The sequence below is a fragment of the Sulfitobacter sp. UBA4523 genome, from assembly GCF_002388305.1.
GTDB lineage: Bacteria > Pseudomonadota > Alphaproteobacteria > Rhodobacterales > Rhodobacteraceae > Sulfitobacter > Sulfitobacter pontiacus.
The window spans coordinates 11,201-19,713 of record NZ_DGMH01000041.1 but is presented as its reverse complement, the minus strand read 5'-3'; the positions used below and the strand labels follow the sequence as shown (position 1 = coordinate 19,713).

Genomic DNA, 8,513 nt, shown 5'->3' with positions numbered 1-8,513 from the left:
TCGGCAGGATAGGCGGGGGTGAACCTCTGCTTGCTCATAGGGCTCATCCTTTGAGTGTTTTACTCTCCGGTAAACCCGGGGCGGTTCACAAGCTGGGCAAGGGCGACCAGATTCGCTACTGTACCGAGCCGAGTGGCAGGATCCATATCGAGCGCGTGCGCAGCGACGAGGATTATCCCGTGCTCGGAGCCGTTCTCGATTATGTCGAGGCCGATATCAAGGCGCATCCGGACCGTATTCGGGCGTTCGATGGGGCTCTGCATGACCGTGTTGCAGCACAGGTCGGAGACGTTGACGTCGATCTCGATGCGCCGCTATCGCTCGAGGATGAATGAGCGGCGATACCGAGCCCGCAGGGGCACCCCTTGTTGTAAACGGATGGTCGATTTATGCGCATCCGCTCTTTCTGGACCAGCTCGAAGGGCTGACCCTGGCGGTCGAGGCGCGGAAGTCACGCGATCCAAAGAACTGGCGCAAGAAAAACTCGACGAAACGGCTGGCCGCCATCTTCAAGCTGCTCACCGAGGCCCTACCGGCAGTTCCGGGTGCCGCCGCCTTCCGGCAAGGCGGCACACCCGGCGATCCCCGCAAGCATTGGTTCCGGGCGAAATACTTCCAACAGTATCGATTGTTCTACCGCTTCAACAGCGATGCGAAGGTCGTTCTGGTGGCGTGGATGAACGACGACAAGACCCTGCGCGCTTATGGCAGCAAGACGGATGCCTATGCGACGCTCAAAGGGATGTTGGAAGATGGCAATCTACCTTACAATTTCGACGTTCTCTTGAAAGAAGCTGCGGCGGCGGACAAGCGGTTCGAAACGTCTCTTGAAGCGGCGCCAGATCGGTAAGTGGGGTCGAATGTCGGAGAGGGCAGAATCCCCCGCTAAGGCTGCCAGTAAGGGGTCGTTCCGCCCTTTTAATCTCCCGTCACCCTTGAGCCAAGTGAAATAGGTGACATTGGTGTGTCATATGGCTGGTACGATGAGATTCTCAGAAGTCCCAACACATCCGTACACCTGCCGTTCGCTGCATCGTGTACGAACTGGTAACGTGCGGACCTCACGTTGACCCTTGCCCGTATCCCCATCTGTTTTGCAATCCCACCCAACGATCACGAGAGCGTCCAGTAGCCTTGGACGCTCTAAATGCTCATACGATCAGGTAAGGCTTGGAGGGCCGTTAGGGCAGTCGATCAGATAGCCCCAACCGCCGTTTGCCAGCTTTTTCGCGACTTCGGTGGATTGACCTTCGGCCATCACCGTGCCGTCCGGCGCAATCACGCTCCAATTTGCGCGCAGCATGGCGGTATCGCCAGTAATGACCTCGCTGAACACCTCGCTTTTGACCTGAGGCCGGATGTCCAAGAACCCCTGAAGGGCTTTGCGCGCACCGTCCAACCCTGTCAAGGGCGGCTGGTCGGGTGGAAAGAAGATCTGGCAATCGGGATGGAACATCGAGGTGATGCCGTCCAGATCACCCTCTTGCAGATAGGCGCTGACGCAATCCGCGATTTCGCGGGGCTGGTGGGCGATACGTTGTGTCATGTCATTGCTTTCGAATTAGGGTTGATTAGACGTCGAAGGAGCCAGCTTCACGTAGATCATCTGGAAGCCATGTTTCTTGAATGTGCAGCCAAGTCACCGGATGGGTGATTTTCATCAGTACGCTGGACAGACGCGCGTTGTTCTTTTCGGCTGACATCGCGGCACCTGTCTGCCACTCGGTATATGTTGCCATCACCAGATCACCGAATTCATGCCGGATGGTGACGTCACGGATTTGGGTGCGGAAACCCTTGTTTGCGCCATATCCGCGGTCGAATCCGCCTTTGAGCATGTCGCCCGTCATGATGTGTCCTTCGGGCGGGATGAAGACCACATTCTCATCCAAACGCGACAGGAACCGTGGCTAAAGTTGGTCGCGCTCTACGGTTCCATTGAACCACTCGGTAAAGAAGTCGTGCAAAGCGACGATTTCCTTTGCGACAATCTGAAGTGTGGTCATCTCGAGCTCCTTGGTTGTTGGTCTTTCCTGAAATGGGGGAAGGTCGCGCCAGGACAGGCGCGGCAGTAACGGCCTAGGCCGGGCCGTTGTTGTCCATGTCGAGGAACATCTTCCACGCGCCGGTTTTGTCGCGCTTATAGCCAAGCACCAAGCGGCCCTCGGGCGTCTTGACCTCGCCTGTGTCGCGCATCTTCATCGTGCCGTAGAAACGGCCCGATACGATGACAGTGTCGCCGTATTCCTGCAGGTCTTCGATATCATAACCAGAGGTGATTTCAGCGGCGGCGATACGCGGGTTGTATTTGTCGCGGATCGCTTGCGTGCCTGTTGTGACGGGCTGGCGTTCGTTCACCGTCATCACATCGGGATGGCACGAGGCCACCATCCGTTCGATGTCACCATTGTCGAGGCCAGTGTTCCACTCAGCGATGGCGGCTTGGATTTCTTCAAGTACTGTCATTGTCTTGCTCCTTGGTCTGTTGATTGAGGGCGGTCATCGACCTGATCTTCGCGTTTTCATTTCCATCTTGCTGAGAATGTAGGCGGCTGTTATCGTAAGGATAACCCTATTTCAGCCTAACATCCTGATCGGAAAAGCGAACAATGGCCCGTAGCAGCTTTGGTGACATTCGTGTTTTTGTCGAAGTCGCGCGCCGCGGCGGCTTCCGTGCAGCGGCCGAGCATCTTCAGCAAGCCCCCGCCTCGGTGAGCGAGGCCATCCAACGGTTCGAGGACCGTCTGGGTGTGCGTCTTTTTGAACGGTCATCCCGCTCCGTCGTGCTGACACGCGCAGGCGAACAGCTCTATGATAAGAGCCTGCCCGCCATTGTGGATCTGGAAGATGCGCTGGATGACATCCACGCGCAGAAGGACGAGGTCGCAGGCACCTTGAGGCTTTCGGCCCCCTACAGCGCTGGCCCCTTCTTTTTGGATGATCTGGTCGCACGTTTCGCGACTGCATTTCCGACGGTCAATGTTGAAGTTATCTATGATGACAAAAAGGTCGATCTTCTGACGTCAGGCATCGACGCCGCGATCCGTTCAAACACGTTGCTTGGATCAGATACACATGCTGTCTCTGTTGGACCAGAACTGGAAATGACCATCGTCGGTTCGGCCGAGTACCTTGCGGGGAAGGGGACGCCTAAGCATCCGCGCGATATTTTGAGCCACGATGCAATCTGCTATGCCTTTGGCTCGGGCGCTCATCTGGCCCCGTGGGGGTTCGACGGGCCAGAGGGCCTGTACACGATACAGCCCAAACCGCGCATGGTGGCGAACGACATGCGGTCGCTTCTGACCTATGCACAGCAAGGGCTTGGTCTTGCGTATCTGTACAGGGAAATAGCCCTGCCTCATCTGGAAAAAGGCGGCCTGACCGAAGTTCTCAGCGGCCATTTGGGACAGCTTCCGCGCTATTCCTTGAATTACCGCAGCAAGCGGAACATGACGCGCCGGCTCAGAGCCTTCGTCGATATGGCAAAGGCATAGCGCAAGTCAGGTCTTGGCGCTATCGGAACAAAGCTCCGGATCATCCGCGAGATGGTCAATAAGCGCCCGGACCCGCGTTGTAAGGCGCCTGTTCTGCGGGAAGAGCGCAGCAACGGCATAGGGCGAAACCCGATGCTCGGCGAAAAGCTCCACCAGATCACCAGACCTGAAGGCATCCGCCACCGTGTAGGCGGGGCAACGGGCAATTGCAGCGCCTGTTGCGGCAAGCCGGGCTGCAGCTGCGGGCGCGTTCATGCGGAAACGCCCACTGACCGGAACAGCCTCTTCCTGGCCATTGATATCAAACCTCCAGATGGTCGGCTCGGTCATGTTCCCGTCAAGAATACACTCATGCGTGGCCAGCGCCCGCGGATGGTCCGGCGTTCCGGTGCGTTCCAGATAGGCGGGCGACGCACACACGACCAACGGCATCGGGCCCAGTTGCCGTACCTTGAGCGAGCTGTCGCGCATCGGGCCAATCCTGATGGCGAGGTCAAAGCCTTCCTCAATGATCGACACGCGGCGGTCAGAGAATTGCAAATTAAGGTCCACATTGGGGTGTTTCGCCCCGAACTTTGCCAGCGACGGCGTCAGCCGCAAAGCTCCGAACCCAGTGGGGGCCGAAATGTGTATTACACCACGTAGCGACGTCTGATCGTGTCTGACCCTCTCCTCCAACTCGTCAAAGCCATCAAGAAGCGGCTCACATAGCGCAAGATATGTCGCACCAGCGTCCGTCAAAGAGACACTCCGCGTCGTGCGATTAAGCAACTGCACCCCGAGCGCATTTTCCAAGTCAGCGACATATTTGCTGACCAATCGCGCAGATCGCCCCATACGCAGCGCGGCAATCGTGAAAGAGGCGTTCTTGGCGACAAGCGCAAAGGCCCGCATCCGGTCGATTTTATCCATCTCATTGCGCCTTATCAGGGCTTAAATATACGCCAATTTAGACAATTACCGCTGGAATGCGCAACTGGTAGGGCTTGTACATATCTTGAAAAATGACTGGAGACACCGATGTCAAACGCCGTTCGCATTCACCACTTCGCAAAATCAGGTCACGCTCACCGCGCCTTGGTGTTTGCGAAACTCGCAGGGATCGCACATGAGGAAGTTCCCGTAGATCTGGCAGGTGGTGAACATAAATCGCCTGAATTTCTGGCCATGAACCCGAACGGGCAGGTCCCCGTCTTACAAGATGGCGATGTAACCGTATCGGATTCCAACGCAATCCTCGTCTACCTCGCACGGACATATGCGCCGGACTGGATGCCAAGCACTCCGATCGATGAGGCCAATGTTCAACGCTGGCTGACACTCGCGGCAGGCGAAGTTGCCTTCGGGTCCTGTGCCGCACGTCTGATCACCGTTTTCGGCGCGCCCTTGGACGTAGATTTCGCCGATGCAACAGCGACCAAGGCAATGCAAAAACTGGAACACGGGCTGGAAGGTCGCGATTGGCTGGTTGGCGATCGCCCGACAATCGCCGATGTTGCGAATTATTCCTATACCGCCCATGCGCCCGAGGGGAACGTCTCGCTTGACCCCTACCCGAATGTCCGCGCATGGCTCACCCGTTTCGAAGCCCTGCCAGGGTTTCAGGCCATGCCAGCAACCGCCGTTGGCCTTGCGGCTGAATAGGGGGGGCATGACATCTGAAGCCCCGCGCCATCCGGGTCTAAGCGATCTGGGGCTATAACCCTGACGCCGTAACACCAATAACCGCTGACGCCTTTCAGTCCTAAAGAAAGGCGTCAGCGCAAACACCGCAACACGACCGCTTTTCAGACGAACGATTGGAACACGACATGGCCCAGTTTCATAAATCCCATAAAGGCGAGCTGCGGCTTCAAGAGCGGCGCAACACGCCCAAGGAATTGATCACCTCCATTCCCCAGTACATCGCCCCTGACATGCCACAGCAGCACGCGGATTTCTTTGCTGAACTGCCTTATTTGCCGCTCGCGACACTGGATCACGACGGGCGGCCTTGGGTGAGCCTTCTGGTCACACGATCGGAGAGTGACCCGTCGGTAGACATCAAAATTTCCGGTCAAAACACAATGGAGGTTGTTGCCGAAAGCAACCCATACGATCCCTTCGCGCGGGCATTGATGCAAGATCCGACCTCGGGCCATGCACAGAAACTCTTTGCCGGCGTAGGGGTCGATTTCAGCAATCGCCGGCGCAACAAAATCGCCGGACAAATTAGTGCGGCATCTGTTGAAGAGAGCGGAAAAATTAGCCTGCACTTGGCGTCCGACCAGCATCTGGGAAACTGTCCCAAATATATTACCGTGCGTGAGTTGGCGTATGAAAAACGCAGTGCAGGCCTCGTGTATGACAGCTTTGAAACCCACACCGCCGCTTTGCCGGATGCCGCCAAAGCCGTTGTGGACCAAGCCAGCACGGTGTTTTTGGCGACAAAGCACAGTGCAGATGAGGCCAGTTCTGGCATCAAGACCGACATGGGCGTCAATCACCGCGGCGGCGCACCGGGTTTTACCCGCATCTACGAAGACGCTAATGGTGACGACATCACGACGTATCTGGTTTTGCCCGACCATTCTGGCAATCGGTTCTATCAATCTTTGGGAAATATCGAGACGGACCCACAAGTCGGACTCGTTTTTCCAGATTTCACGACAGGCAGTGTCCTTTACATTACGGGGGATGCCGAAAACTTGCTTGATGACGATGCAGAAGCACTTATTCCACGTGTGAGCCTGCTCACGCGTATCAAAGTGACAGGTGCCGTCTTCGTCAAAGACGGTCTAAACCTCAAGTTGACATCTCAAGAGCAGTTCTCGCCGTATAACCCGCCGGTCAAGCTCCTGCGTCGGGAAATGCAAGAAATGAGGCATGTACTGGTTGCTCACGAAACCCCCATCACAGCCACACTCACATCGACAGAAACGCTTTCTGAGAGCATCAAGACTTTCAATTTCGAGCTGTCACAGCCTGTCAGTGTGCCATTGCCCGGCGGGTTCGGTGTCTTCGACTTCTCAAACCTTTTGGACTCGGGATACAGGCATATGAACGAAGCCAATCCGCAGCTGGTCAACGAAGACTACGTGCGAACTTGGACGATTTCGAATACGCCCGTTTTCGACTCCGACAGCAACGAGTTTGCTGCCACCAATCAGGTGAGCGTCACCGTCAAAAGGAAACCGGGCGGCTTGATGTCCAATGTTCTTCACGCCAACGCTTACAAACTTATCGAACAAAGGCTACGGGTCGAGTTCAAAGGTTCTGGTGCAGGCTTTACGTGCTTTACGCCGGGTACTCAGAATGCCCCTCCACGTGTTTCATCCAAGATGCTCTGGATCGCGGGCGGTGTCGGCATTACACCATTTATGGCGATGTGGGACGGTATCCTCCAACTGGCGAACGCTCACCCGCAAACAACGACCGACATCGTCCTCCTGTTTTCTGGTCGTGGTGATGACATCAAAGTTCTGAAGCATTTTGTCCGGCAAGTTGGTCCTGCCCCAACCAATGTGAAACTGCGCATTGTGGCGCTTCAAAGCATCGGCGATGATTCACTGGTCGCAAAATCTGCACGGGAGGATCTGTGTCTGGCATTTTCTGAGGATGCGCTGCAGATCAAAGAACGGCGCGCGCGGGTTGAAGATATCCAATCCATCTCCGCACTCGACAAGCGAGAGGTCTATATGTGCGGACCCGATGCGTTCATGAGGTGGAGCGAAGCAACCCTCATCAAACTAAACGTCGAAGAAGGGCGACGTCATCGCGAGTCCTTCGTCTTCTGAGTACAAAATTCATAAAGCCAACGACGATTTTGCCCGCAGTCACTAATTTTGAACCAAATTTTTGCGGCGCTATGTACACATGGCTGGTCTATCCACCGTGCGGCAGCACTAGACTTTACACCGACGCAGCATTTCCCGTGCTGCATGCGCGCCGAGCGACACCGTGCGTAGCTCACCGCGAAATCTTAGATACTTTAGTCAACTGTCGTTTGCATTCCAGTGGTACGTTAGAATGTATCCACGTCGGGCACCGGGATCAGCAAGGTGACACGGTCTGGGTTCATTTCTGCGATGATGATGGTCCCATCGCGCTGAACAGCCAATCCATGACCAAAGGTTGAAAAGGTGCGACAGCGACCGACCAACTCACCATTCGGAGTATAAGCGGATAGACGCGGGGTCTGGTCACTGACCAGCAATAGGCCATCAGGCGTTAGCGCCAGCGCCATCGGCTTGTACAATCCCTCAATCTGACCCAGCCAAGTGCCATCCCCATCAAAAAGCTGAACGCGGTTGTTCTCACGGTCCGCTACACAGAGCCTGCCTTGGCCGTCGAACAACAGGCTGTGCGGGGTCGAGAACGCGCCCGGTTCAGTACCGGGGTGTCCAAAGGTCTTGAGGTGGCGCAGTTCCGGGTCAAAGATGTGAACCGCGCTGTTCCCGTATCCGTCAGCGACATAATAGCGGCCGTCCGGACCTTGGGTGCAATCGCAGGGATGGTTGAAGGGGCGCCCCAAGCCCGGCCGCTCCGCGCAGTCCATCCGGGTGATCTCGTGCATCGTTTCATCAAGTAGCACGATCTTGTGGCCATCCATGTCCGTGGCGGCCAATTGGTGCGCAGAGGTGGCGCGCAGCCCATGGCCGCATACGAACTGCGGCAGATCGGTGCTTTCGCCAATCATTGCACCGTTTGGCCCGAGTATGACCAGCTCAGGCGCTTGCCGCCTGAGAACAACGATCCTGTCGCCCAAGACTGCGACATCGGAAAGGCCCGACAGCATTGGATCGCTGACATGGCGCACGCGGTAACGTTGCGTGCCCAAAGCCACATAGGCGCAAGGGCGTTTCGTCGTTTCGCTCACAATGCGCCCTGCAATGTTTCGGCCATGGTGATGAGCATCGCATCCCGGCCCGCCGGAGCGGTCAGCATCAGCCCCGTGCCGGGGTGGTCGGTGATGGGTATGCTGACCGAACAGCCGTCGATTACATTCGCAAGGCTGGTGTTGCGCAGCGCCAGCAG

Annotated in this window: 10 protein-coding genes; 5 read left to right on the top strand and 5 right to left on the bottom strand. The window is 56.5% G+C overall.

Annotated elements, in window-relative coordinates; all coding sequences use genetic code 11:
* Nucleotides 1-50 precede the first annotated feature (50 nt).
* Together B3849_RS10085 and B3849_RS10080 are read left to right on the top strand one after the other, a co-directional pair.
* Nucleotides 51-335: a type II toxin-antitoxin system PrlF family antitoxin gene (locus B3849_RS10085; protein WP_288397309.1), complete on the top strand. Its 285-nt coding sequence runs from the start codon at nt 51-53 to the stop codon at nt 333-335.
* Entirely contained in the window at nt 332-850 is a 519-nt protein-coding gene (locus B3849_RS10080; protein ID WP_286780085.1) for a type II toxin-antitoxin system YhaV family toxin, read from the top strand. The genes B3849_RS10085 and B3849_RS10080 overlap by 4 nt, the downstream gene beginning before the upstream one ends.
* Before the next feature lie 309 nt (nt 851-1,159).
* On the opposite strand, the gene B3849_RS10075 is transcribed toward B3849_RS10080, so the two are convergent.
* From B3849_RS10075 to B3849_RS10065, 3 genes are all read right to left on the bottom strand, one after another.
* The gene (locus B3849_RS10075) at nt 1,160-1,546 is read right to left on the bottom strand and encodes a YybH family protein (protein WP_286780084.1); all 387 of its coding nucleotides are present in this window, start codon (nt 1,544-1,546) and stop codon (nt 1,160-1,162) included.
* A 25-nt stretch (nt 1,547-1,571) separates the two neighbouring features.
* Nucleotides 1,572-1,850 carry a hypothetical protein gene (locus tag B3849_RS10070; RefSeq protein WP_286780083.1) on the bottom strand — a complete coding sequence of 93 codons (279 nt, stop codon included), beginning with the start codon at nt 1,848-1,850 and terminating at the stop codon, nt 1,572-1,574.
* Nucleotides 1,851-2,079: 229 nt separating this feature from the next.
* A complete protein-coding gene (locus B3849_RS10065) occupies nt 2,080-2,466 on the bottom strand; it encodes a YybH family protein (RefSeq protein ID WP_037942151.1) in 387 nt (128 codons plus the stop codon).
* 143 nt (nt 2,467-2,609) lie between these two features.
* Here B3849_RS10065 and B3849_RS10060 point away from each other — a divergent pair, with 143 nt between their 5' ends.
* Complete coding sequence (locus B3849_RS10060) at nt 2,610-3,497, top strand: LysR family transcriptional regulator (RefSeq protein ID WP_286780082.1); 888 nt, start codon at nt 2,610-2,612, stop codon at nt 3,495-3,497.
* Nucleotides 3,498-3,503: 6 nt separating this feature from the next.
* Here the strand turns inward: B3849_RS10060 and B3849_RS10055 are convergent, their stop codons facing one another.
* Nucleotides 3,504-4,409, bottom strand: coding sequence for a LysR family transcriptional regulator (locus tag B3849_RS10055; protein WP_286780081.1), 906 nt, complete (start codon nt 4,407-4,409; stop codon nt 3,504-3,506).
* Between the two features lie 108 nt (nt 4,410-4,517).
* Here B3849_RS10055 and B3849_RS10050 point away from each other — a divergent pair, with 108 nt between their 5' ends.
* Complete coding sequence (locus tag B3849_RS10050; RefSeq protein ID WP_286780080.1) at nt 4,518-5,141, top strand: glutathione S-transferase family protein; 624 nt, start codon at nt 4,518-4,520, stop codon at nt 5,139-5,141.
* 167 nt (nt 5,142-5,308) lie between these two features.
* A complete protein-coding gene (locus B3849_RS10045) occupies nt 5,309-7,273 on the top strand; it encodes a pyridoxamine 5'-phosphate oxidase family protein (protein WP_286780079.1) in 1,965 nt (654 codons plus the stop codon).
* A 227-nt stretch (nt 7,274-7,500) separates the two neighbouring features.
* On the opposite strand, the gene B3849_RS10040 is transcribed toward B3849_RS10045, so the two are convergent.
* Complete coding sequence (locus B3849_RS10040) at nt 7,501-8,355, bottom strand: hypothetical protein (RefSeq protein ID WP_286780078.1); 855 nt, start codon at nt 8,353-8,355, stop codon at nt 7,501-7,503.
* Between the last annotated feature and the right edge of the window lie 158 nt (nt 8,356-8,513).

Coding starts and splice junctions, on each gene's coding strand:
- B3849_RS10080 (WP_286780085.1), top strand. CDS start 332: ATGAGCGGCGATACCGAGCCCGCAGGGGCACCCCTTGTTGTAAACGGA.
- B3849_RS10075 (WP_286780084.1), bottom strand. CDS start 1,546: ATGACACAACGTATCGCCCACCAGCCCCGCGAAATCGCGGATTGCGTC.
- B3849_RS10070 (WP_286780083.1), bottom strand. CDS start 1,850: ATGACGGGCGACATGCTCAAAGGCGGATTCGACCGCGGATATGGCGCA.
- B3849_RS10065 (WP_037942151.1), bottom strand. CDS start 2,466: ATGACAGTACTTGAAGAAATCCAAGCCGCCATCGCTGAGTGGAACACT.
- B3849_RS10060 (WP_286780082.1), top strand. CDS start 2,610: ATGGCCCGTAGCAGCTTTGGTGACATTCGTGTTTTTGTCGAAGTCGCG.
- B3849_RS10055 (WP_286780081.1), bottom strand. CDS start 4,409: ATGGATAAAATCGACCGGATGCGGGCCTTTGCGCTTGTCGCCAAGAAC.
- B3849_RS10050 (WP_286780080.1), top strand. CDS start 4,518: ATGTCAAACGCCGTTCGCATTCACCACTTCGCAAAATCAGGTCACGCT.
- B3849_RS10045 (WP_286780079.1), top strand. CDS start 5,309: ATGGCCCAGTTTCATAAATCCCATAAAGGCGAGCTGCGGCTTCAAGAG.